Consider the following 23654-nt stretch of genomic DNA (forward strand, 5'->3'; position numbering starts at 1 on the left):
TTAGCGTGACTGAATATATTGTTCTGCGATTTTGAGTTCGCTCTTGGGCAAGTTCGGTAAGGTCGGATTCAAGTTCTGCGGCCCCTCGAACGTGAACGACCCCGCCTTGATCTTGAAATCCCCCGGACAGATCACCTCGACACTTCCGTTCTCGATCTTGATCGCCGCGCCGCCGCTGGCGAGCACCGCTTTCGTCTTGCCGTTGACGAGCACGTTCGCGTTCGCACTCGACACGTGCAGTTGCTGATCGGCGAATAGATCCATGGACGCCTCTTGCGCCTGCATCTCGATCTTCCCTTTCGAAAATATCCTGATGCCCAGCTTGAGCGCGCACATCGAGATGAGTTCTCCCGCCACCATGCGCAGCCGCCTCGTGATGCTCGCGTCCATGTCCTGACCCGTCGTGACGATCACGTTCTCGCCCGCCGAGTGCTGAATGGATTTCGGCGTGGTGAACGCCATACCGCCCGGGGCGCTCGCCAGCAACCCGGCGTCGCGCAACTGGTTCAGCCCGTCCAGCAGCGCCGCCTGCGTGGCCTTGTCCGCTGGATCGCCCTTGGCTTGCGTCGTCGCCGTTGCCAGTTCCGTCACGCGCTGCAACGCCGCCTTCAGTTGGGCAACGGCTGCAGGCATCTCGAGATGCGGTGTATCGGCGCCGGCCGCCGCATCCGCCGTGAAAAACAGTCCTTTCGCCGCGCGCACCGTGCCCCACGCCTGGGTCGTCGTTTCGAACCCTTCGCCTCTTGGAAGCTTCTTCCCGTTGAGCAGATAGCCCTGATTGAATGCCGACTGGCCGTACACCGTCGCGATGCGCGCGCTTTCCTTGCCCTGCAGGTCGTTGAACACGGTCTCCGCGCCGCGCAACGGCGAGCGCCAGATCGCGTAGCTGAACATCGCATCGGCGCCGTGCACCACGTCAGGATGCGAATAGTCATGCAGGGCGCCGATGATGTGCATGCGATCCACATCCGCATGGGCCGCCCCCAGCAGCACCTCCGTCGACGGTAGCAAAGGCGAGTGAAAGCCCGCCTGATACGACGAGGACGCACGCAGCAGGCGCAGCTTCAGCAACTGTTTGTCGTCGCTGGCCGTGCCCTGCAGAAACTTGGGCAGCACCGGATAGCGCCCGTGCTCGTCCATGCATCCGTAAGGCGATGAGTCGAACGTCGTCACCACGCCGACGACCGGTCCCTTCAGAAATCTCCAGTCCCGCTCGTAGACGAATTCGGGACGGTAAGCCAGATGCGCGGGCATCGCCTTGAATCGGACAAACGCCGGCTTGGTACGGCTGCCCTTCATCGTCATCGACTCGACCACGAATCCGTATGGCGCGCTCGCCAGCTTGGCATTGGTCAGCTTGACCACCACGCCCGGCGCCACGCCCTTCGCGTTGGTCGTGCCCGACACTTTCGTCTGCTTCGCGATCTGCTCGTCGCGCCGGGTCTGCGCCAGCGCCTTAGCCTGCTGCGGCGTCAGATGAAGTTCCGCGCTTCGGTTGATCCGACCGAACACCGACTGGTCGTTCGCCCCATCGGAGACGCTGGCCGTGGCTCGCAGTGGATCCTCCGGCGTGCGATAGTTGCGCTCCCACAATTCGATCGTGGCCGGCACCAGCGCGCGCGCCTCGCTGACCGACAGCGCCGCCTCGTGCCAGTTGCTGTTCATGCCCGAGTCGGAGAGGAGAGGCACATCGATCGAGCGCACGTAGGCACGCGGATTATCGGTGAACACGAGGATATCGAGCTGACCATCCTTGCCGCGACCCTGCTTATAAAACCAGCCGATGCCCTTACGTTTCGCGTGACGTGCTATGAAGTCCCAGACGGACTCTTCGTACATCACGACCTGCTCCATCTTCTCCTGCGCGCCTTCCAGGTGGAATTCGATATCGAAGGCATCGAAGTTCGTCCGATCCACCAGCAATTGCGTCACCATCTCCTGAAAGGTGACGTCCTTGTACACGCCTGAACCATTCATGCGCTTGCAAAGCGCGGCAAACCTGGGCTCGATGCGAAGCTTATAGGTCGCCTCCTCGCGGTTCGCGCTGACGCGTTTAAAGCGCGTGACGATGCCATTGAAGGCCGCGGCCTCATGATCGACAGGCTCGACGTAGTTCACCGACGGCACGGCCACGCGCTCGTCGATCTGCAAGCCCGAGCGCCGTCCAACGCACAGCTTGCCGTCGATATCCAGTTGCGGCGAGGTAGCGGTCACCTCTACCGTGTAGTCCTCGCATAGCCCCGCTTTGACCTTGAACTTGAGCACGTCGAGGCCGAGATCGAGCGTGCCGATCCATATTCTCAGATGCTGGGTGAGGCGCGCGCTCGGATGGCTCAGTGCATCGGTTAGATTTTTTGTGACGGCATTCATTTGCACCCCTATTTTCTTGAACGAAACGATGTGTCATCGGTTCGTTCGGAGCTTTCGCCTTGAAATTTAGGGTTGCAACTGGAAGCCGTCAATTGAATCGTCAGAACAATGAAGATAAATAGGATTTCTCTCAGGAATCGGGACGGCGGTCTCGTCCGTAACCGGCGACGCCGTGGAAACCGCATCGCCCTTTTTTGTATGATGGCGGACCAACCATTCCCGACAACCGAAGGACCACCGCCATGACCGCCGCAACGCAATTCGATCAGGTTTCCGTCATCAAACGCGCCAACGTCTACTTCGACGGCAAGTGCGTGTCGCACACCGTTCTCTTCGCCGACGGCACCAAAAAGACGCTCGGCGTGATCCTGCCCGGCACGCTCAACTTCGGCACCGACGCGCCCGAGCTCATGGAAGTGCAGGCCGGCCAATGCCGCATCCGCCTCGACGGCAGCGACGAGTGGAAGACGTATGGCGCGGGCGAATCGTTCTCGGTGCCGGGCAAGAGCCGCTTCGACATCGATGTCGTCGAAACGCTCGACTACGTTTGCAGTTACCTCTGAGCGATTCGAATCGATCGTCCAATTTTTATCGATGTACACGTTTCGTGTACACTCCATGAAACTGGACAACGAGCCGCACCCATGCCGCCGAATGCCGAGCAACTCGTCGAAGCCGCCGCCGCCGCCTTCAGCGACGCGACCGGCCTCGCCGCGCGCCGCGTAAAACCGCCCGCGCGCGGCGAATACGACGCCGCCATCGAATTCCGCATCGGCGGCGCGCGCGTCAAGCGTCCCGTCGTCGTGCGGGAAAACATCGACCGCTTCAGCGCGCTGTCGGCGTTCGCCGCATCGGCCACGCGCGACGGCAGCGCGAATCCTACACTCGTCACCCTGTATCTGTCGCCGGACATGATCCGCGCCTGCCGCGAACTGGGCATCGATGCGCTCGATCTCGCCGGCAACGCGAGCCTCATCGAAGGCAATAGCGTCGTGATCGTTTCGGGCCGTCCGCGCGCAGCGAAAGGCAAGGCGCATCGTTCCAGAACCTGGACCAAATCGACACTGCGCGTCACGCTGGCGCTGCTCATCACGCCTTCGCTGCTGGAGCGCGGCTATCGCGACATCGCGCAGAACGCGGGCGTCAGTCACGGCACGGTGCAGAACGCCGTGCGCGCGCTCTTCGATCATCGCGATGTGTTCGAACGGCCCGATGGGCGCGGCCTGCAATTCGCCGACAAGGAACGGCTCATCGACGAATGGGTCACGCTGTATCCGCGGCAATTGCGCGAATCGCTCGTCATCGGGCGATATCGCGCGGACTCGAACGACTGGTGGCGCGACGCGCCCGATCTGCCGGGTCGATGCCAGTTCGGCGGCGAGCCGGCCGCAGCGATACTCACGGAGTATCTGAAACCGGCGACGGTCACCGCCTATTGCGCCGAAGCCGCCGTGCCGCGCGAGTGGATCATGCAGGCGCGCTTGCGGCCCGATCCCGCCGGAAACGTCGAATTCCTGCGCGCGCCCGTCGCGCTCGCGCCCATCGACGGATTGCCGCCGAACGTCGTCGCGCCGCTGATCGTGTACGCCGATCTCGTTGCGAGCGGCGACCCGCGCAATCTCGAAACCGCCAGGATGCTGCGTGAACGCTACCTCGCCGCTTGAATTGCTGCCGCATCGCCTGCTCGTCGGCGTCATGTCGACGATGCTGCGCGAAGTCGTCGCCGCATCGGAGGCGACCGGCATCGCGTGGTTCGTCGGCGGCGCAAGCGCGCGCGACATCCTGCTCACGCACGTCCACGATATCGAAGCGACGCGCGCAACCGCCGACATCGACATCGGCATTTCGATTCAAGGCTGGACCGGTCACGACGCGTTGCGGCGCGCGCTGCTCGCGTCGGGCAATTTCACAGCGCCGAAAGGCTCGGCGCATCGCCTGAATTACAGCGCCCCGCAAACCGGCGAGCGCACGTGGCTCGATATCGTGCCGTTCGGCGGCGTGCAGGACGAGCACGGCGAGATCGCGTGGCCGCCGGACGGGTCGGTGCGGATGAACGTCGCGGGTTTCAGGCAGGCGCTCGATACGGCGATCGCCGTGCGCATCGACCGCGATCTCGTCGTGCCGGTCGCATCGCTGCCCGCGCAGGCGATGCTCAAGATCGTCGCGTGGCAGGACCGGCACGCGGCGGATCGCAAGGACGCGATCGATCTGCTCTTCCTGATGGCGCACTACGCGCAGGCCGGCAATCTCGACCGCCTCTATTCCGACGCCTTCGATCTCGTCGAGCGCCACGGCCACGATCCGGATATCGCGGGCGCGGCGCTGCTCGGGCGGGACGCCGCAGCCATCGCGAATGACGGCGACATCCGCACGCAGATTCTCGCGATCCTGCGCGTGGACGATCCCGCGCCGCCGATCCTCACGCACATGCTCGGCTCACGCATGGCGGTCTTCGAAGCCGATACGTCGGAACGCGTCGCCGCGTTGTTTTACGCGTTCCGCGAAGCGTTTTAGACGTTATCCGTTGCGGAACAGATAACTGTACGCGTTGAGCGCGGGCACGCCGCCGAGATGCGCGTACAGCACCTTCGAGCCTTCGGGGAATTCGCCGTTGCGCACCATCTGGATCATGCCGTCCATCGATTTGCCTTCGTAGACGGGATCGGTCAGCACGCCTTCGAGCCGCGCGCAGAGACGGATCGCCTCCAGCGTGCCTTCGTTCGGCAGGCCGTATTCGGGGCCGCCGAAGCGCGTGTCGAGAATCACGTCCTCGCGCGTGATGTCCTGGCCGAGATCGACGAGCTCCGCCGTGTGCTTCGCGATACGCAGAATCTGATCGTGCGTCTGCTGCGGTTTCGCCGATGCATCGATGCCGATCACGCGCCGCGCGCGCCCGTCCGCCGCGAAGCCGACGACCATGCCCGCCTGCGTGCTGCCCGTCACCGAGCACACGACGATGTAATCGAAGCTGAAGCCGAGTTCCGCTTCCTGCGCGCGCACTTCCTCCGCGAAACCGACGAAGCCAAGACCGCCCAGCGGATGCTCCGAGCAACCCGCCGGTACCGGAAACGGCTTGCCGCCCGCCGCGCGCACGCTGTCCATCGCCTCCTGCCAGCTTTTGCGGATGCCGATATCGAAGCCATCCGCGACGAGCCGCACGTCCGCGCCCATCATCCGCGACATCTGGATATTGCCGACGCGGTCATAGACGGCATCGGAGTAATTGACCCAGTTCTCCTGCACGAGCACGCATTTCATGCCGAGGTGCGCCGCGACCGCCGCGACCTGGCGCGTCTGGTTCGACTGCACGCCGCCGATCGACACGAGCGTGTCGCAGCCTTCGGCGATCGCTTCGGGAATCAGGTATTCGAGCTTGCGCGTCTTGTTGCCGCCGAACGCGAGGCCGCTGTTGCAGTCCTCACGCTTCGCATACAACTCGACCTTGCCGCCGAGATGCGCGGACAGGCGCTTGAGCGGCTGGATGGGCGTCGGTCCGAAGGTCAGCGGATAACGGGGAAAACGTTGCAGGTTCATGATCGGCGTCCTCGTGAGGGTGGAACACCATCGTAGAGATTGTCGCGATCAGCCGGGTTGCGAAAAAAATGTTCTCGGCCTAACGTTTCTGGAGATACTGATACCGATGCAAATTTTTATTTCGTCCGACACCGAAGACACGCAATGAAAAAAACCTCATCCGCGCCGAACCCGCATCTGGCGGGCATTCAGACCGATCGTGTCGATCGCGCGATCTTGCGTCAGTTGCAGCGCGACGCGTCGATCTCGAACGTCGCGCTCGCGGAGAAGGTCAATCTCAGCCCGCCCGCGTGTTTGCGGCGCGTCGAGCGGCTGCGCGAAACGGGACTGATCCGCGCGACCGTCGCGCTGCTCGATCCGAAAGCGCTCGACGCGGGCATGCTCGTGCTGATCGGCGTGATCCTCGACCGCTCGACGCCGGATTCCTTCGCCGATTTCGAAAAGGCCGCGCAGAAAGTGCCCGGCTGCATGGAGTGCCATGTCGTGACGGGCGAGTTCGATTTCTTCATGCTGATCCGCACGCGCGACAGCGAAAGCTTCAACCGCCTCCATGCCGAGAAGCTGCTTTATCTTCCCGGCGTGCGCCAGATACGCACCTTCGTCGTGTTGCGCGAGATTCTTTCGACGACCGCGTTTCCGATCGGTGACTCGGCCGGCGCGCGCACGCAGGACATCACTCGAGCATAGAGCGACCGCCCGACGCAAAAGGACTCTGTAAAATGCAGCCACATCATGATCTCTGTCTGAGGGCACGCTGCGAAAGCCGAGGTTCATAAGTGACACTACACCGTATTACCGACGTAGCCCGCCTGACAGGAACGAACGTATCCACGCTTCGGTTATGGGAACAACACGGACTGGTATCGCCGAAACGCTCGGCAGTCGGGCAGCGTGTTTTCGATCAGGCCGATATCGAAAAGATTCGGGCCATACAGCACATGCGGAAAGTCGAAGGACTGAACATGTCCGCGATCCGCAAGGCGCTTGCGGAAAAAGACCTCGACAATGCGCCTGAGTCCCTTGAACGCGAGCCCGAAACGGAAGGGCTCAACGAAAGCGGACAAAACGGACTGGGCAGCCGCTTCCGGCTGGCCAGACGAAAAGCCGGGTTGTCTTTGCGCGAAGCGGCAGAATCGACCGGGCTCGCCATTTCTTTTATCTCGACCTTCGAACGCACTTCGCAAGGCGCCACCGTCGCGAGCATGCAGGCGCTGGCGCTGTGCTACGGGACGACGGTAACGGATCTGTCTCAACCGTCACGCAGCAAGCCTCACCGCGAGGTCGTTCGAAGCGGGAAAGAGCGCAGTATTGCGGGCTTCGGCAAGAACATCCGCATCCTTCAACTGGCCGAGTCGCTTAGCCTGCTCGACTGCCAGAAGTGGGTGCTTCAGCCTGGCGCGGAAAGTAGCGGGTTCTACTCCCACGAAGGCGAAGAGTTTATCCACGTTCTATCCGGTGCATTTCATATCGCAGTGGACGATGTGCAACACGTCCTCGGGCCTGGCGATAGCATCGCTTTTCCGAGCCAGCATCCGCATAGCTGGAAGGCTACGGGTGACGAGCCAACGGTGCTTATCTGGGTCAACACACCCAAGAGTTTTTAGTGGTGTGTGCTTTGCCCTTGCCAATTCCGTAACGCTGCGCGATCAGCCCCATGATCACGATGACGGCCGCGAGACACGACGTGGACAGCACCTCCGCGCGGTAGGTTCCTTCCACTGTCATGGTGACCAGCGCGCCAATCACGAAGACGATGACGGCCCAGGTCAGCCACGGAAACAACCACATCTTCAACTTCAGTTCGACACCTTGCGCCTCCAGTTGCCGACGCATACGCAACTGGCAACAGGCTATCGTCAGATAGACGAGCAACGCGACACAGCCTGTGGTCTGCATCAGGACGTCGTAAAGATCCATCTTGGAGCTTGCCATCATATAAACCGCGGTGAAGGCAAAAACGCTCGATATCACAACGGCCACATAAGGCGTACCGGTCCCGTTCGCGGTCCTGGCCATGATCCGGTGTGCATCGCCACGGCCGGCGAGCGAAAAGAGCATGCGCGACGCCGTATAGAGCGACGAATTGAAGCAACTGCAAACCGAAGTCAGCACCACGCAATTGACGATCAATCGGGCATGGGGAATACCGAGCGCATCCAGTGCGACGGTGTAGCTTCCGCGCGTAGGATCCACCAGCGCAGGATCGTTGTACGGCACGAGGCACACAACCAGAAAGATCGATCCGACATAGAACAGGATGATGCGCCACACAACCGAGCGAATCGCCTTGAAGATCTCCTTTCCTGGATTGACGGACTCGCTCGCCGCCACCGTCACGACCTCAGCCCCGATCATGGCGAACATCACGCCGAGCAATGCTGTGATGACCGATTTGGGTCCGTTCGGCATGAAGCCCGAATCGCTCAGATGAGAAAAGCCGCGAGCATGTCCGAAAGGCCAGAGATGCACGACGGCGAGACTGCCGATCACCAGAAACAAAATGATCGCCGTCACCTTGATCATGCCGAACCAGAATTCGAACTCACCGTAGTTCTTCACGTTCATGAGATTCGTGCCGATAAACGCGAGGGTGAGCATCAGCGCGAAAGCCCAGTCGGGTATCGAAGCGAACCAGGCATGCAGAATCTGGCCAGCGACGTAGGCTTCCCAGCCCATTAACATCGCCCAGAAATACCAATACAGCCAGCCGATCGTGAACCCTGCCCAACGGCCGATGGCGCGGTCCGCATACGTCGAGAACGACCCGGTATCGGGCTGGGCGATCGCCATCTCACCCAACATCCGCATGACGAGAAAGACGAGAATGCCGCCTGCCACATAAGCGAGAATGACCGATGGACCCGCGAGCGCGATTTGTTTGCCCGACCCTATGAACAGAGCGGCGCCAATGACTCCCGCGATGGAAATCATGGTCATATGACGTGACTGAAGGCCGCCCTTGAGCGTTCCGTCATGGAAGTTAGACATGGAGTCTCCTTTTGTACTTCTAAATAACTGCGTTTCAAACCGATGCGTCGCCGATCGCCTTTGAAATCAGTCGATGATCAAATAGGATTTTCGGATGTCCTCGCGGATATCCCAGATTCCATTGCAGTTCGCAGGAAAATAGACACTGTCCCCCGCGCGCAACTCGATTGGCGCCTGGTCGTCCGGCGTGAAGAAGCAATGGCCGGCAAGAATATGGCTGAACTCGCGCTTCGTGACTTGCCGACGCCACACTCCACGGCTGCACTCCCAAACGCCGAATGCAACCCCCTCCTCCTCTGAACGCCCATCGTGCGCCGTTCTCGTTCGGGACACTGGGTCGCCAATGGGCGCGGCAACGCTCGCCCAAGGCGAAAAGCGCGTGCTGTCTTCATATCGGTAAACAACGGGCTTCATATACTTCGACATCCTTATGATTTATCTTCCAATCCGGACGGGGCAAGCTTTGCCAGCGCGACGTCGAACGTCCTTGGCACCGCGCCCGCCGCTTCCCGGCATTCCTTTCTGCGCACCGCGCCGCGTACCAGCGACCCGCCGATATATCTGATCGGCTCCGGCGGAAACGTCCGCGCCCGTCGCCCGACGAGCGCGCAACCGCTCCACTCGTCTTTTCGCTCAAGCGCAAGACTGGCGAGAATCTTTCCGCCGATCCGGCTGGGTCCGACGCCATTACCGCTCCAGCCGACGCCATAGTGAATATGCTGCGTGCCGGAGAGCGTGCCGAAGACCGGCAAGCTGTCGTAGGTTCGGTCGATCGGACCGGACCACGCGTGCGTGACGCGCACGCCGGCAAGCATCGGATAGGTACGCCGGAAGTCCTGCTCCGTCATCGCACAACTCTCGGCGTGACGGCTGAACGTTTCGTCGATAATCCCGCCTCTGGAGAGCGCCCCGGTTCCCTTGCCAAAGGCAATGCGTCCGTCACGGGTCGTCCGGTAGTAGTTCACCATCAACTGCGAATCGGTGATCGCCTCGCCTCCCGTCCAGCCGATCGAACGCAGTTGTTCCGGGATCGGCTCGGTCACGACGATGGAACTGTTAACCGGCACGATCAAGCGTGCGATCTCGGGAATGGCCGTCGCCCATGCATTCGTTGCCAGTACAACGGCGTTCGCGCGCACCTGAGCTTTGTCGGTGCGCACGATGGACGGACACTCACGGCTGATTTCCAGAACGGGCGTGTTCTCATAAATGCGGATGCCGCGCTTCAATGCGAGCCTGCGCATGCCTCGAACCAGCGCCGCCGGCTGTACGGTGCCATTGCTGCGCTCGAACACGCCGGCCCGATGAATACCGGAGCCCGTTCTGCGAGCGACTTCCTCTGAAGCGACCTGTTCGAAAGGACGCACGCCCAGTTTGGCGCAGGCCTCGACCGTCGCGGTCCATGAGTCGCCCTGCGCTTCCGAGGTCGACGTCCACAACCAGCCGGCGCGCCGGAAATGCGCATCGATAGCGTGCTGCTCGCAGAAGTCTCCGAGTTCCTCGATCGCACGCTCTGACGCACGCGCCAGAAACAGCGCCTGCTCGACATCCATGAACGCCAGCAGCGACGCGATTTTCGGCCACCACGACATCACGAAACCGCCGTTACGCCCGGACGCGCCGCCGCCGCAAACGTCACGCTCGAGCACGACGACCTTTGCCGCCGGACTCAGCTCGCGAATGGTCAGCGCCGTCCAGAGCCCGACGAACCCACCGCCCACAACGACAACGTCGGCTTCCTCGGATGTGGACAGTGCCGCGGCTACGTCCAGTTGCGGCTCGGCGTCGAGCATCCAGAAACTTCGTTGGAGAGACGTGATCTCCCGCCGCGAAGAGGTCGAAACTTTCATAACACCCTTAGTCATTTGTGCTTTTCCCGAGAGGACCGTAGACCGGCCCAATCCTTCTCAAACAAAAAGGCTACATGTTTTCTGTAGAACAGGACAATAGGGAAATGTTTGCGATGAGAGAATCAGGGTTTTCCCGCGAGCGATCACGCCAGCGTAGCCGTGACGCATCGCGAGGCGCCCGCACGCCGTCACCCCGATGACAAATTTGCGAAAGACCTGCTGAAAAATTACGCTACGATTCAGGGTTTTCCATGTCCGGGCATCCCGTTTCGTTGTGACCGCGTCTGATTTCAAAGCCCTGGCCAAGGCGATTCTGGCTCGCCTCGCGTCGCGGCTGCGTCCGCATCTGCGGCCGCGCACGCTGCTTCTGCTGCCTGCCCTCTTCCTGCTCTACGTGCTGGTGCTGATCCCGTTCACGCCCGGCATCCGCGATATCCGTAAGGCAAAGGTCGACCAGCCCGCGCAGATCTATTCCGCCGATGGCAAGCTGCTCGCCGAGTTCAAGCCGACGCATCGCGAATGGGTGAGCCTCAAAGAAGTCTCGCCGCAGGTGATCGACGCGCTCATCGCGACGGAAGACCGGCGTTTCTATCAGCATCACGGGATCGATTTCAGGCGCACCGCGGGCGCGGCGCTGCATACGTTCTCGGGCGACCGCCAGGGCGGCTCGACGCTCACGCAGCAGCTCGCGCGCAATCTGTATCCCGAGGAAATCGGCCGCTCGCAGACGCTCACGCGCAAGCTGAAGGAAGCGATCACCGCGTTCAAGATCGAAGCGCTCTATTCGAAGGACGAGATTCTCGAAACCTATCTGAACACGGTGCCGTTCCTCTACAACGCGTACGGCATCGAAATGGCCGCGCGCACTTACTTCGACAAATCCGCGGGCCAGCTCGACGTGCTCGAGAGCGCGACGCTCATCGGCATGTTGAAGGGCAACAGCTATTACAACCCGGTGATCAATCCCGAGCGCGCGCTCGACCGGCGCAACATCGTGCTCGGGCAGATGGTGAAGTTCGGCCACTTGCAAGCGGCGAAGCTCGACGCGCTCAAGAAGCGTCCGCTGCGCATCGACTTCGAGCGGCAAACAGAAGAGCCCGGCCGCGCGCCGCACTTCGCGCAGCAGTTGCGCAAGTGGCTGATCGGCTGGGCCGACGACAACGACTACAACATCTATTCGGATGGCCTCGTCGTGCGCACGACCATCGACTCGCGTCTGCAGACGATGGCGACGAACGCGCTCGCGCTGCAGGGCAATCAGTTGCAATCGATCGCGAATGCGGCGTGGGGCGGACGAGGTGGCTGCGCGAGCACGAACGCGGATCTCGCGCACGCGTTCATCCGCGAGACGGATCAGTATCGCGCGCTGCGCACGAGCGGCGCGAACGATGCCGATGCCATCAAAAATCTCGGCTCGGACCGCGCGTTCATGCAGGCGCTGTGCGAGAACAAGACGCGCGTGCAGGCCGCGTTCCTCGCGCTCGATCCGCGCAACGGCCAGATCAAGGCGTGGGTCGGCAGCCGCGATTTCACGCAGGACCCGTTCGATCACGTCGCGCAGGCGCGCCGCCAGCCTGGCTCGACGTTCAAGCCCTTCGTCTACGGCGCGGCGTTCGAGCGCGGCGCGAAGCCGACCGACACGTTCATCGATCAGGCCGTGGAGATTCCGGTGCGCGGCGCCGAAACCTGGCGTCCGACCGACGATTCGCCGCCCTCCGGCCGCCCCGTGAGTCTGCGCGACGGAATCGCCTATTCGAAAAACCGCATCACCGCGCAACTGATGGAACAGGTCGGGCCCGGGCGCGTCGCGCGGCTCGCACGCGACATGGGCGTGCGCGACAGTCATCTCGATGTGGTGCCATCGCTCGCGCTCGGCACGAGCCCGGTCACGCTGAAGGAGATGGTGTCGGCATACGGCACCATCGCCAATGACGGTAGTTATATAGAGCCGCTGCTCGTCACGCGCATCGAGAACAAGGACGGCGACGTGCTCGCGCAGTTCGAGAGCGCGCCCGAACGCGCGCTGTCCGTCGATGCGACGCGCAAGCTCGTCGATGTGATGCGCGACGTGATCAACCGCGGCACCGGCACGGCGATCCGTACGCGCTTCGGCATTCGCGCGGACGTCGCGGGCAAGACCGGCACGACGCAGGACAACGCCGACGGCTGGTTCATCCTGATGCATCCGCAACTCGTGGCGGGCGCGTGGGTCGGCTTCAACGACAGCCGCGTCACGCTGCGCAGCGACTACTGGGGACAAGGCGCGCATAGCGCACTGCCGATCGTCGGCGATTTCGTGCAGCGCTCGCTGCGTTCGCATCTGATCGACGCACGCGCGCGCTTCGACACGCAGGAAACGCCGGGCCTATGGCAGACGATGACCACCCGCGTGCGAACCTGGTTCGACGAGACATTCTCGAAAGCGCCGAAGCCGGGCAAGCCGAAAACCGCGCAGACCGCGGCGCAGCCTCCGGCGCGCACGAAGCGCGCGCCTTCGGAGCCGGTGGCCGAAGTGACCGAAGAGACGCCGCAACCGCCGGTGTTCACGACGATGCCGCCGATCCTGCCGTCGGCATCGAACGGCGAAAGCGCAAGCGGCGCAACGGCGGCATCGGCGCCCGAGACCGCGTCCGGCGCGCAGCAATAACGCCCGGTGGGCGTCCATCGAAGCCGGTTAGTTGCGGCGCAATCGTTTCAAAATCGCCCTTCCGCCCTTATGCGCGGTCGCGCACAGAGCATGCGCGGAAATGGTGCTTCGATGCATCAAGGCGAAACAAGTCCACCGAAGATTTCGCCGACACAATGGCGCGCTGTGGCCACACGCGCCAGCCAAACAGGAACGGAAACCTGGCCTTCCAGGGTTTCCCGCTCCACGGACGTCCCCATGTCACGCGATACGTCCTTTCCATGCCCGGCTGGTTTCGGAGAACGAGTTGAACAAGCAATTTCCCCGCGTCAAGCGAGCCCTCGTGGCCACCGCGCTCGTCCTGCCGCTTTCGTCGTCCAGTTTTGCCCAGAGCATCAGCGCGACCCTGCCGTGGACCGGCACGTGGAGCACCGCGCCGATGGCCACTCGCGACGGCGGCTTCAATAATCAGACGATCCGGCAGATCGTGCACACGAGCATCGGCGGAACGGCCGTCGGCGTGCAGTTCTCGAATCTGTATGGCAGCGATCCGCTCGTGATTGGCGACGTGCGTGTCGCGCTAAGGGCGAGCGGCCAGCGCACCGTACCCGGCACCGACAAGGCCGTCACCTTCGACGGGCAGCCCTTCGTCACGATCCCGCCAGGCCGCGTGATGATGAGCGACCCGGTCGCGTTTCAGGTGCCGGCGCTCACGGATATCGTCGTCAGCGCCTATCTGCCGCAGCAGACGCCGAGCGGAACGACCGGTCACGTGGACGCGCTTCAGGACGTGTACATCGCACCCGGCGACGTCAGCGCCGACCCGAACTTCACGGGCGGCGTCGTCAACGCACTCGGCGAGCAGTCTTATTACTACCTCACCGACGTCGTCGTGCAAAACGCCAGTGCGACGGGCGCCGTCGTCGCGTTCGGCGCATCGATCACAGAAGGCGTCGCGTCGCAGCCGAACACCAACGGCCGCTGGTCGAACCTGCTTGCCGCGCGCCTTCAGCAAGCCGGCATGACGGTCGGCGTGCTCAACCAGGGCATTTCCGGCAACGACTTCTTCACGAACGGTTCCGGCGAGGCCGGTCTCACGCGCTTCCAGCGCGACGTGCTCGACCAGTACAACGTGAAGTGGGTGATCATTTCCGACGACGCGGTCAACAATCTGATCGGTGGCGCGCCGCCGACAGCGGCCCGTCTGAACAGCGCGTTCAGCGAGCTCGCGCAGAGCGCGCACGCGGCGGGCGTCGGCGTGATCTGCTCGACGCTCACGCCGTTCGAGGGCGTGTCGTCGTGGACGCCGGACATCGAAGCGACGCGCGCGGCGGTGAACGCGTTCGTCGCCAGCGCCGACAGCGGCTGCGACGCCGTGCTCGATCAGGCCGCCGCGATCGGCGATCCTTCCAATCCGCCCGTCATGCTCGGCGCGTACGACAGCGGCGATAACCTGCATCCGAATCAGGCGGGGATGCAGGCCATCGCCAATTCTGTGAATCTGGGCTGGTTCAAGTAGGCGGCGCGAAAACGCAAAAACGCCATGCGAAAGATGCTCCTTTCGCATGGCGTTGTTCTTTCGTCGTCGATTACGACTTGACGATCGTCGGGTTCTGCACGTTGATGCGCGGACCCGCGTTGTCCCACTGCTCGACGATCAGCGGGTACTTCCACTTCGGATTCGTGCTGCTGATCTGGCCGTTCACGATGTAGCCGTCGAGCGACAGACCCTGAACCGCGAACGAACCGCCCGGGCTCGTCGTGTCGACGTGGTTGTTGATCGCGATCGTGACCGTCTTGCTGATCGGACCCGGCAGCGAGCCGAACCACACGTTGATGCCGCCGCCCTTGCAGTTCGCCGTCGTCGGGCTGTTGATCGTGATGGTCTTGAACACGGCCGAGTTGTCGTTCGGTTCGAAGTCGAGACCGCACGCCGGCGCCGTGCCGTTGATGTTCTGCCACACCGGGCTGTTGAACGTGATCGTGTCGCCCGAGATGATCGACACGCCCTGACGGCGGCAGCCGTCGGCCTTGTGGTTGTCGACCACGAGCTTGTACGTCGGGGTGTTCTTCTTGGTCTGGCTATCGTTGATGTAGATGCCGTCGCCCCACGTGTTGATCGTGGTCGGCGCGATCAGGTGCACGTTCGTCGCGCCCATGATCGTGAAGCCCATGCCGTGCTCGCCGCCCGACGCCGAGTTCAGTTCCTTGCTGCCGTCGAGGTACGCGTTTTCGACGATGACGTTGTTCACGTCGACGATACGCATCATCTGATAGATGTCGGCGTTGTGCGCAAGCAGCTTGATGGAAGCGCCCGACGCGAAACGGATGTGGCTGTTCGTGCGCAGCGTGAGACCCGTCGTGTCGATGCGGACCTGGCCGGAGATCAGCAGGATCTGGCCGACCGAACCGTCGATGGCGGCTTGCAGCGCGGCGCGGTCGTTGGTCTTGCCATCGGCCTTCACGCCGAACGACGAAGCGGCGATGGTGCCGGCGGTGTTATCGGCCGCGGCGGACGTCGAGCTTGCCGGTGCGGCAGGGCTGGCGGGAGCCGCCGCGCTGGCGGGCGCCGCGGAAGAGGCCGAGCTCGCGGGCGTCGCCGTCGAGGCGCCACCGTTGTTGTTCCTTCTTCTCCAGCGATCGGCAACAGAATCAGCCGCGCCGCCGTCGCTGCCACCGCCGCATGCGGCGAGCACGAACGCGCCGCTGCCCGCGATGAGCGAGGTCAACAGCTTGCGACGGGTTGCGATACGGGTGTTGTCTGCCTGGTTGTCTGCCTGAGTGAGGTTCGGAAGCATTGTCTTTCCAATAGGTCGTACGTTATCTACGGGCGAACCGGTTCCTGCAACATCGGTCGCACGCAACGTTTCTTTATGGGCAATGAGATGACCGACGCGAATAGAGCAGGCGCAAACGATTGCGCCGCCCAGCGCTCGACAGCCGCACACGGCGACTCCGAAAGGCATCTCGGCGAAAAACAGTTTCGACTTCGGGATTGAGGAACCAGATATTCCGGAAAACCTGACCAGCCCATGCTCGAACGATCCGGGTACGGCCCGTCGAAGCACTGAAGTCTGACGGCAGTAATTACCGTCTTTTATTAATACTACAGATTGCTACAGAGTATTCCTACCCGTTACTTGTAACAGAATGTACGCTTGTAACTATTCCTTTTATTTTTTCGACGCTTTATCGCGGCGTATTTTCTCTTTCATTCTTCCAGGAGTGAAATAAACTACGCCGGTTTTAATGTTAATACCGTATATGAATAACACCACTTTAATCCACATTCGATAAGACGATTAATATTCATATGAACATTCGATTTTAAGTACACGAACGTTCACGCGAAGACCCCGTGTCAGGTCCTCGCGGGAGGCCATACAAGGCCTGACGGAGCGCCTTTCGTATGCCGAAACGATCATCAATAGGCTGATTATTTCGCTTCATTTACCGCTCATGCCGCGGACAATTCTCATTTAGCGGCTTTGATTTACCGTCTTCACCACCCCGTATATGCAAAAATTACAAAATGAAAGTGGCTTTTTCTACTTTTCAACTGAGGAATCAGATTTTGTAAGCGCGGGCTGCAAACTTTTTTTCGATTAAAAAACGAAAGACCCTACGGTGAATACCCCTATCGGGTTTATACCAAGTTACCCTGCTTCTTCTCGTTTTCCCATGTCGGCTGGACTTGCGGCGGATCTCTAATAATCTGATTAAATAACATCGCGCTATTCAGCAGACAAAATAGATGAAATCGGAAATCCTTTCCGTTGCGAAACAGTCCAGTGTTTCATTGCGCACTGAACTCGATGGCCGCAATCCCTAGTCTTAAGGTCGGGTCGAAACCGCCCCAAGCGTCCACGCAACCAAAAAGACACGCTGCAATGAAGACCTTCGATCTGATCAAAAGCGATCTCTACCGCTACAGCGGCGAGTACAGCTTCATGCTCCTCCTCGAGCAACTGGTGTTGAACGAAGGGTTCAACTACATGTTCTGGCTGCGGCTGGCGAGCGCTGCCTCGTCCCGACCGGTGCGGCTCGTGCTCAACCATGTCATCCGCCTGAAGCAGCGCAGGTTCGGCTTTGTGATCAGCCCGCGCACGAAGATCGGGCCGGGCTTCTACATCAGCCACGTCGGCTCGCTTGTGGTAAATCCGACCGCGGTCATCGGCGCGAACTGCAACATCTCGCAGGGCGTGACGATCGGATCGAACCACGGCAAGGCGGCGACGATCGGCAACAACGTATATATCGGGCCGAACGTGTGCATCGTCGAGGACGTGACCATCGGCGATAACGTCACGATCGGCGCGGGCAGCGTCGTGACCCGCGATATTCCGCCGAACGTGACCGTGGCCGGCTGCCCGGCGCGGATTCTGACGGACGATGCATCGCTCCACCGCGCGGCGCGCTACATCATGCGACCCTGGGCGGAACACTCGTCGTAAGAAATACCTCTTCCACGCGTTTTCCCTGAAGACAGCACGCGCCGCCATCGGCGTTGCCGGGTGCCTTGGCGAACAGTCGAGGCGCCCGTTTTCGTGCATGCTCGTCACTCTCACGCGAATGCCGCTGGCCTTCGCGTATCCGATCGCATGGCGATTTCGACCCGACGTCCGGCCACGCGACGAAAGGCTCCAACGCAGGAGGAGTACACGTGCTGAGCGCAGCTGTGCAATCGGTAAGACGACGTCTCGGCGGCGTGCATCAGGATCACAAGCGAATCGCGAGAAGCGCGGTCGTCCTGCTGATATTCGTGATCGCCGGGAAATGCATCGGCGCATCGAAGGAAATGGCGATCGCGTATCGCTACGGGATCAGCGGCACCGTCGACGCCTATCAGTTCGCGCTTACGCTCGTCACCTGGCTGCCTACGATGCTCACGAACGTGCTCGCCGTGCTGCTCGTTCCTGCGCTCGTGTCGCTGAAGGAAGACAAGTCACAACGCGACGGCTTTCTCGGCGAGCTGGAAGGCATCGGGCTCGTCATCGGCCTCTCGTCCTCTCTCCTGCTCTGGCTGTTCTGGCCTTATCTCGCGGATGTCATCGCGGGCAGTCTCGCGGAATCGACGCGCGACATGTGCCGGGCGATGATCATCAGCATGACGCCGGTCGGTCTGCTGACCTTCACGATCTGCATTTCTTCCTCGCGCCTGCAGGCTTCGGGCAAGCACATCAATACGTTGCTGGAATGCGTGCCGGCCATCGGCCTCCTGGTCTTCGTGCTCGCCGCGCGCAACAACACGTCGATCACGCCGCTCGTGCTGGGCACGTCGCTCGGCTTCGTGGTGCAGGCCGCGTGGCTGCGGGTGCTCGCGAAGCGCGCCGACGCGATGCCCGTGCTGCCACGCGTCTCGGCACGCGCGAAGCAATGGCCATCGACGATCCGCTCGATGGGCATGCTCACGATCGGCTCGGTCGTGGCGAGTCTCTGGCTTCCCATCGATCAATATTTCATGGCGCAGCAAGGCGACGGCGCCATCGCGACGCTCGGCTACGCGAACCGGCTGCTCTCGCTCGTGCTCAGCATGGGCGCGCTCGCGATCACGCGCGCGACCTTGCCGATCCTCGCGGAGATTCTTCATCGCGGCGATCATGCGCGCGCGCGCAGCACCGCGCTGAAGTGGTCGGGCATCATGACGATGCTCGGTCTCGTCGGCGGACTCTTCGCTTACGCGCTCGCGCCGTATGTGGTCAAGCTGCTGTTCCAGAAGGGCGCCTTCACGCCCGAGGACACGATCGCGGTCACCACGCTCTTTCGCTACGGGCTGCTGCAGGTGCCGTTCTACTTCGGCATGTGCGTGCTCGTGCAGTTGTTCGCGAGCGAAACGCGCTATCGGGCTATCTCCGTCATTTCGCTGATCGGCTTCGCGACCAAGATCATCGGCAACGTCATTCTCGTGCGTTTCTACGGCGCTCAGGGCGTGCTGCTCGCAACCGGCATCGGCGCGATCTCCGTGCTCGCGTGCTACATCTTCTGGACGCGCTTCGCGCCGCCTTTCACCGGTAACGGCCCGACACCCGATACCGCTACGCCCCAATGAAAAACGGCCTCCCGAGGGAGGCCGCGCGTTCGCATCATCCTGCTGTCTCTCAGCTCTGCTCGAAGACCCGCCGGAACATCGGCACGAGGAAGCGGTTGCCGTATTCGCTCATGTGGTGGTAGTCGGAATAGAGCGGCCGGCCGTCGTGCGAGCCCATGCATTTGCCGTCCGGGCACAGGAACGGGCGCGGGTCGAGCAGATGGATGCCGCATTGGTCGTGCGCCTGACGCATCGCCTGCAGCAAGCCGCCGTTGCGCTGGGCGTAATCGGACAGCGTGATCGACAGATCGGGCGCGTGCGGGTCCTTCATCTTCTCGCGCGCGAGCATCAGCGGAACATTGAAGTCGAACTCCGGAATCGGCTCCACCAGATAGACCGGCCGGATCTTCGAGATGCGGCAGACCGTCGACAGCAAGTGCTCGCGATACAGCTCGGTCGAAAACGGCGCGGGCGTCTGCGCGGGCTGCTCGGGATTGACGAACGCAAACTCATCCATCGTCGGACCCGACCAGTACTGCGACCAGTGATTGGCGATGATCACGGGCGTCTTCGCGGTCTCGTCGCGGCTCAGGATGTCGATGTACTTGCGGTCCTGATCGAAGCAGTCGCCGTTGCCGCGACGGATGCCGTAGATCGTCGGACAGCCTTCGATCGTGATGAGCAGGACATCCTCCGGCTTGCCGTTGGGCACCGCATCGACGACCGCTTCGGCGATGGCCTCCGCGTGACTGTCGCCGAGGACCACCACGCGGCTATCCTTCTGCTTGTTCGCGACATCGCATGGATCGATCATCATGTGACACTTCGTGCGGTGCGGATTCGTATCGTAGGTCTCGCTATCGGCGATGAACACGGAACGGTCGAAGCGATTCGGCACGCCCTGGCTCGCATAGATGCTGCCGCCGCCGGCCGCGAGCAGCAGCGTGAACGCGAGAATCGGACGCAGCGTGATGAACCTCGGGAACGCGCGCGCCTCGCCTTGCGACGCCTTTCTCGTCTTCGACTCGACGAGCGCATACGAGATATATCCCATCACGAAGCCGCCCGCGATGGCGCCCACGCGCCAGGGCAGCGAGCCGTCCTTGTCGAAGTACGTGAGCGCAACGACGAACGGCCAGTGCCAGAGATAGACCGAATACGAAATCTTGCCGATGAATTGCGCAAGCGGATTGCACGTGAAAATCGAATGCTTGCGCGCCGCGAGCAGCACGAGCGCCGTGCCGAGAACCGGCACGAGTGCGAGATAGCCGGGCCACGCGTTGCTTTCGTTGAAGGTGAGCGCGCCGTACACGATCATCGCGAGACCGGCGAATTCGATCGTCCGGCGAACGGACCTGCGCGGCGTCACCGGGAACAGGTACACGAGACCGCCCGCGAGCATCTCCCAGGCGCGCGTCGGCAGCAGGAAGAACGCGGCCGTCGGCCATTTAGTCGGATCGGAGAGATAGACGCACACCGCAAGCGACGCGAGCGCGACGCCGATCAGCGCGATCACCGTCCCGCGTTGCCCGACGAGCTTGCGCACGAGCAGAATGCCGAGCGGATACAGCAGATAGAACTGCCATTCGACGGAAAGCGACCACGTGTGCAACAGCCATTTCAGATGCGAGCGGACATCGAAGTAACCCGCCTCACGCCAATAAACGATATTGGAAAAGAACCCGAGGCTCGATCCCGCCGCCTTGCCGTACGCGCGAAACTCGGAAGGCAGGAACACGAGCCAGCCGAGCACGCCGAGTGCGAAGCAGAGAAACGCGAGCGCCGGAATAATGCGCCGCGCGCGATCGGCATAGAACTCGAGCACCGAGAACCTGCCCTTCTCCATGCGCCTGAAGATGATGCTCGTCATCAGGTAGCCTGAAATCACGAAGAACACGTCGACGCCGAGAAAGCCGCCCTTGAAGCCGGGCACATCGAAGTGAAAAAGGACGACCGCGAGAACCGCGAACGCGCGCAAGCCGTTTATGTCGTTACGGAAATTCATCGCACTTCCCCCTTTGTTCTTATCCCGCGCACGCGCCGACGCACTGCAATGGCCATCGCCAATGCAGCGCACCCGCGGTCCGCGGTGGTTTTCTAGTGTCTTGTTACCGTCTTTCGTACTTCGTCAAACGAACAGCCCGAACTCCATCTCCGCAAGCCTGCTCTCTTCCGATTGCGTCGCCCGCGCGACTTCTGCCATGGTCGCGGGCTGCACACCGTAGGTGTCTCTCAGATGCGCATGATGCTTGAGCACCGCTTCGAGCACCGCGAGGTTTTCAGCGAGATTCGCGCCGAAGTTATGCGGATGCCACCACAAGTGAAACGAGCGTCCGGTGCGCGCCGCCGAAGTCATCGACTGCTTGATCCGATGGATGCGCAGCCATTCGAGCGCCCGCTTGTTGCGCGCATACGGACGCAGGAAGCGGCTGGAGCGCACATCGACGAGCCCGCGCGAAGGGCGCGGATCGAAGGCGTGATCGCCCGAGAGATTGACATAGGCATCGGCGAGACGCGCCGCGCGGCGCAGCGCGGCTTCGTCGGCGCGCGATGTTTCGCGATACATCCAGTTGCGCTCGGTGCCCCGGTACGCGATCAGCCCCTCCTGCGCGCAGACCGATAGATACGCGTTGTTCACCTGATTGCGCGGAAACACGATGCTCGCGGGCGGATCGGCGAGACGCCGGATCGCCGCAACGGACGCGTGCATGTCGGCGGCGAATTGCGCCTTGTCCTGCCCCGCTTCGAGACAGTAGTAATGACAGAACGTGTGACTCGCGAGCTCGCTGCCTTCGGTATCGACAATCTGCCGCGCGAGCGAAAGGCCATAATGGTACGGATCGCTCTTTTCGTCCGCGCCGATCGAATCGAGATAACCGTTCGTGTAAGGGCTCAGTTTCGCGTCGGTATAAGTCGGCCGGACATCGGGCAGATTCGCGAGCAGGTCCTTCTTGTTATCGAAGAGCAGCATGCCGACGGTCGCCCATGTCGCCTTCACGTGATACTTCGTGAACATCGCGAGCATGGCCGGAATCGCCTCGCGCACGCCGAGGATGTTCTTTCCATATGTAGCGATCGTGCGATGGTCACGCACGCCCCACATCAATTCGAAATCGAGTGAAATCAGGAAGTAGGACATCGTCGTCAGGGCATCAGGAAGTAGTGATAGACGCCTTCGAAATAACTCTTCGTTGCGTCAGCGGCGACAGCCACGAACACGCCGAAGGTGATGACGAGAACGGCCGCGTTCTTGAACTTGATCTCCGGCGCGAGGAACGGCAGGAGCAAGGGCACGCAATACCAGACGCGGCCCTTCGCGAACGGAAACACGAAGAACGCGACGACGAGATAAACGAACAGGCCGAAATGCATGATCGACAGACGCGTGTAGTTGATCTCGCGCTTCGTTTCAGGCGAGCGCCACGACGAGTACAGCACCATGATCGACGCCATTGTGTAGAAGAACAGCAGCGCCAGCAGCTTGATCGTGAAGTTTTCCTGATAACCGGTGTATTCGTCGATGCGGCGTCCGCCGTAGGTCGCGAACAGGAACTTCGCCGCCGACGCCAGCACGATCGCCGTCACGCTGACCACGATGAGCGAGCGCTTCTTCTCGCCGCCGAACCCCGCGGCAAGAAGAAGCGCGGTCGGCACCGCGAAGGTCGTATGCACGAAGCTCGCGAGACCCATGCCGAGCGTCGGGCGGTTGAAGCGGCAGGCGAACAGCATCGCGATCGCGAGCCCGAAGCCCTGGCGGATCTGGAACAGTCCGACGGTCGCGAGCGCGTACGGAATGACGAGCCACAAGAGCAGGCCGATCAGCGGCCGCCGCGTCTGCAGCAGCGAATACATCACGATCAGATTGAGCAGCACCACCGTCGTGCGAATGCCGCCTTCGGGCGTCACGCCGAACGCGTTGAGCAGAATGACCCACGAGCGCCAGCCGAGCTCTTCGGTGATCAGGCTGATGAGAAAGCCCATGTCCGACTCGCGGTTCTGATAGAACTGCACGAGCCAGTGCCAATCCGTCGAGCGGAAGTACTGGATGTACGCTTCCTGGTCGAAGATCAGCCCGACGCTGCGCTCGCGGAACGCGACGATCGAAATCGCGGCGGTCGCCAGCACCAGGAACGCCCATCCGGAGGGCGTCATGAAGTACGCGAATCCGCGTATCCGCTTCGCGGGTGCAACTTGCTGCGCGGTGTTGTCCATTGTCGTTGATTGCATCGTATTGGCCTTGTTCCGCTTTAGTTATTGT

The 23654-nt window shown here is 61.8% G+C and carries 18 protein-coding genes; 9 read left to right on the forward strand and 9 right to left on the reverse strand.

Going from position 1 to position 23654, the window contains the following annotated elements:
* Positions 1-2370, reverse strand: coding sequence for a type VI secretion system tip protein VgrG (vgrG, locus tag IAG25_RS23130; RefSeq protein ID WP_187606925.1), 2370 nt, complete (start codon positions 2368-2370; stop codon positions 1-3).
* A 242-nt stretch (positions 2371-2612) separates the two neighbouring features.
* Here vgrG and ppnP point away from each other — a divergent pair, with 242 nt between their 5' ends.
* The 3 genes from ppnP (at position 2613) to IAG25_RS23145 (ending at position 4884) form a co-directional block, all read left to right on the forward strand.
* Positions 2613-2933, forward strand: a complete 321-nt coding sequence (ppnP, locus tag IAG25_RS23135) for a pyrimidine/purine nucleoside phosphorylase (RefSeq protein WP_061161676.1) — start codon at positions 2613-2615, stop codon at positions 2931-2933.
* Positions 2934-3014: 81 nt separating this feature from the next.
* Positions 3015-4034, forward strand: coding sequence for a type IV toxin-antitoxin system AbiEi family antitoxin (locus tag IAG25_RS23140; RefSeq protein WP_187606926.1), 1020 nt, complete (start codon positions 3015-3017; stop codon positions 4032-4034).
* Entirely contained in the window at positions 4012-4884 is an 873-nt protein-coding gene (locus tag IAG25_RS23145; RefSeq protein ID WP_375336534.1) for a nucleotidyl transferase AbiEii/AbiGii toxin family protein, read from the forward strand. Before IAG25_RS23140 ends, IAG25_RS23145 begins: the two co-directional genes overlap by 23 nt.
* 3 nt (positions 4885-4887) lie before the next feature.
* On the opposite strand, the gene IAG25_RS23150 is transcribed toward IAG25_RS23145, so the two are convergent.
* Positions 4888-5904, reverse strand: a complete 1017-nt coding sequence (locus tag IAG25_RS23150) for a 1-aminocyclopropane-1-carboxylate deaminase (protein WP_187606927.1) — start codon at positions 5902-5904, stop codon at positions 4888-4890.
* Between the two features lie 144 nt (positions 5905-6048).
* On the opposite strand from IAG25_RS23150, the gene IAG25_RS23155 reads away from it, so the two are divergent.
* Both IAG25_RS23155 and IAG25_RS23160 read left to right on the forward strand, forming a co-directional pair.
* A complete protein-coding gene (locus tag IAG25_RS23155) occupies positions 6049-6591 on the forward strand; it encodes an Lrp/AsnC family transcriptional regulator (RefSeq protein ID WP_187606928.1) in 543 nt (180 codons plus the stop codon).
* An 89-nt stretch (positions 6592-6680) separates the two neighbouring features.
* Positions 6681-7508, forward strand: a complete 828-nt coding sequence (locus IAG25_RS23160; RefSeq protein ID WP_029672377.1) for a cupin domain-containing protein — start codon at positions 6681-6683, stop codon at positions 7506-7508.
* Here IAG25_RS23160 and IAG25_RS23165 read toward each other — a convergent pair.
* The 3 genes from IAG25_RS23165 to IAG25_RS23175 all read right to left on the reverse strand — a co-directional run bounded on the left by IAG25_RS23165 (position 7486) and on the right by IAG25_RS23175 (position 10685).
* Entirely contained in the window at positions 7486-8892 is a 1407-nt protein-coding gene (locus IAG25_RS23165) for an amino acid permease (RefSeq protein WP_187606929.1), read from the reverse strand. The two genes, IAG25_RS23160 and IAG25_RS23165, sit on opposite strands and share 23 nt — an antisense overlap.
* 66 nt (positions 8893-8958) lie before the next feature.
* Entirely contained in the window at positions 8959-9306 is a 348-nt protein-coding gene (locus IAG25_RS23170; RefSeq protein WP_187606930.1) for a cupin domain-containing protein, read from the reverse strand.
* A 14-nt stretch (positions 9307-9320) separates the two neighbouring features.
* The gene (locus tag IAG25_RS23175) at positions 9321-10685 is read right to left on the reverse strand and encodes an NAD(P)/FAD-dependent oxidoreductase (protein ID WP_255503869.1); all 1365 of its coding nucleotides are present in this window, start codon (positions 10683-10685) and stop codon (positions 9321-9323) included.
* Positions 10686-11016: 331 nt separating this feature from the next.
* Here IAG25_RS23175 and IAG25_RS23180 point away from each other — a divergent pair, with 331 nt between their 5' ends.
* Entirely contained in the window at positions 11017-13389 is a 2373-nt protein-coding gene (locus IAG25_RS23180) for a penicillin-binding protein 1A (RefSeq protein WP_187606931.1), read from the forward strand.
* 286 nt (positions 13390-13675) lie between these two features.
* Positions 13676-14887, forward strand: a complete 1212-nt coding sequence (locus tag IAG25_RS23185; RefSeq protein WP_222946608.1) for a GDSL-type esterase/lipase family protein — start codon at positions 13676-13678, stop codon at positions 14885-14887.
* 70 nt (positions 14888-14957) lie between these two features.
* Here IAG25_RS23185 and IAG25_RS23190 read toward each other — a convergent pair whose 3' ends face one another.
* Positions 14958-16166: a hypothetical protein gene (locus IAG25_RS23190; protein WP_187606932.1), complete on the reverse strand. Its 1209-nt coding sequence runs from the start codon at positions 16164-16166 to the stop codon at positions 14958-14960.
* A gap of 1092 nt (positions 16167-17258) precedes the next feature.
* Between IAG25_RS23190 and IAG25_RS23195 the strand changes: the two genes are divergently transcribed.
* Both IAG25_RS23195 and murJ read left to right on the forward strand, forming a co-directional pair.
* On the forward strand, positions 17259-17822 hold the full coding sequence (locus IAG25_RS23195) for a serine O-acetyltransferase (protein ID WP_187606933.1): 564 nt from the start codon (positions 17259-17261) through the stop codon (positions 17820-17822).
* 209 nt (positions 17823-18031) lie between these two features.
* Positions 18032-19417, forward strand: a complete 1386-nt coding sequence (gene murJ, locus IAG25_RS23200) for a murein biosynthesis integral membrane protein MurJ (RefSeq protein WP_187606934.1) — start codon at positions 18032-18034, stop codon at positions 19415-19417.
* A 49-nt stretch (positions 19418-19466) separates the two neighbouring features.
* Here the strand turns inward: murJ and IAG25_RS23205 are convergent, their stop codons facing one another.
* The 3 genes from IAG25_RS23205 to IAG25_RS23215 all read right to left on the reverse strand — a co-directional run bounded on the left by IAG25_RS23205 (position 19467) and on the right by IAG25_RS23215 (position 23623).
* Positions 19467-21401: an acyltransferase family protein gene (locus tag IAG25_RS23205; protein ID WP_187606935.1), complete on the reverse strand. Its 1935-nt coding sequence runs from the start codon at positions 21399-21401 to the stop codon at positions 19467-19469.
* A gap of 123 nt (positions 21402-21524) precedes the next feature.
* A complete protein-coding gene (locus IAG25_RS23210) occupies positions 21525-22535 on the reverse strand; it encodes a polysaccharide deacetylase family protein (RefSeq protein ID WP_187606936.1) in 1011 nt (336 codons plus the stop codon).
* A 5-nt stretch (positions 22536-22540) separates the two neighbouring features.
* Positions 22541-23623, reverse strand: coding sequence for a hypothetical protein (locus tag IAG25_RS23215; protein WP_238212433.1), 1083 nt, complete (start codon positions 23621-23623; stop codon positions 22541-22543).
* Between the last annotated feature and the right edge of the window lie 31 nt (positions 23624-23654).

It is taken from the genome of Caballeronia sp. EK (assembly GCF_014384845.1).
GTDB classification, from domain to species: domain Bacteria; phylum Pseudomonadota; class Gammaproteobacteria; order Burkholderiales; family Burkholderiaceae; genus Caballeronia; species Caballeronia jiangsuensis.

Coding starts and splice junctions, on each gene's coding strand:
- vgrG (WP_187606925.1), bottom strand. CDS start 2,370: ATGAATGCCGTCACAAAAAATCTAACCGATGCACTGAGCCATCCGAGC.
- ppnP (WP_061161676.1), top strand. CDS start 2,613: ATGACCGCCGCAACGCAATTCGATCAGGTTTCCGTCATCAAACGCGCC.
- IAG25_RS23140 (WP_187606926.1), top strand. CDS start 3,015: ATGCCGCCGAATGCCGAGCAACTCGTCGAAGCCGCCGCCGCCGCCTTC.
- IAG25_RS23150 (WP_187606927.1), bottom strand. CDS start 5,904: ATGAACCTGCAACGTTTTCCCCGTTATCCGCTGACCTTCGGACCGACG.
- IAG25_RS23155 (WP_187606928.1), top strand. CDS start 6,049: ATGAAAAAAACCTCATCCGCGCCGAACCCGCATCTGGCGGGCATTCAG.
- IAG25_RS23165 (WP_187606929.1), bottom strand. CDS start 8,892: ATGTCTAACTTCCATGACGGAACGCTCAAGGGCGGCCTTCAGTCACGT.
- IAG25_RS23170 (WP_187606930.1), bottom strand. CDS start 9,306: ATGAAGCCCGTTGTTTACCGATATGAAGACAGCACGCGCTTTTCGCCT.
- IAG25_RS23175 (WP_255503869.1), bottom strand. CDS start 10,685: ATGCTCGACGCCGAGCCGCAACTGGACGTAGCCGCGGCACTGTCCACA.
- IAG25_RS23190 (WP_187606932.1), bottom strand. CDS start 16,166: ATGCTTCCGAACCTCACTCAGGCAGACAACCAGGCAGACAACACCCGT.
- IAG25_RS23195 (WP_187606933.1), top strand. CDS start 17,259: ATGAAGACCTTCGATCTGATCAAAAGCGATCTCTACCGCTACAGCGGC.
- IAG25_RS23205 (WP_187606935.1), bottom strand. CDS start 21,401: ATGAATTTCCGTAACGACATAAACGGCTTGCGCGCGTTCGCGGTTCTC.
- IAG25_RS23210 (WP_187606936.1), bottom strand. CDS start 22,535: ATGTCCTACTTCCTGATTTCACTCGATTTCGAATTGATGTGGGGCGTG.
- IAG25_RS23215 (WP_238212433.1), bottom strand. CDS start 23,623: ATGCAATCAACGACAATGGACAACACCGCGCAGCAAGTTGCACCCGCG.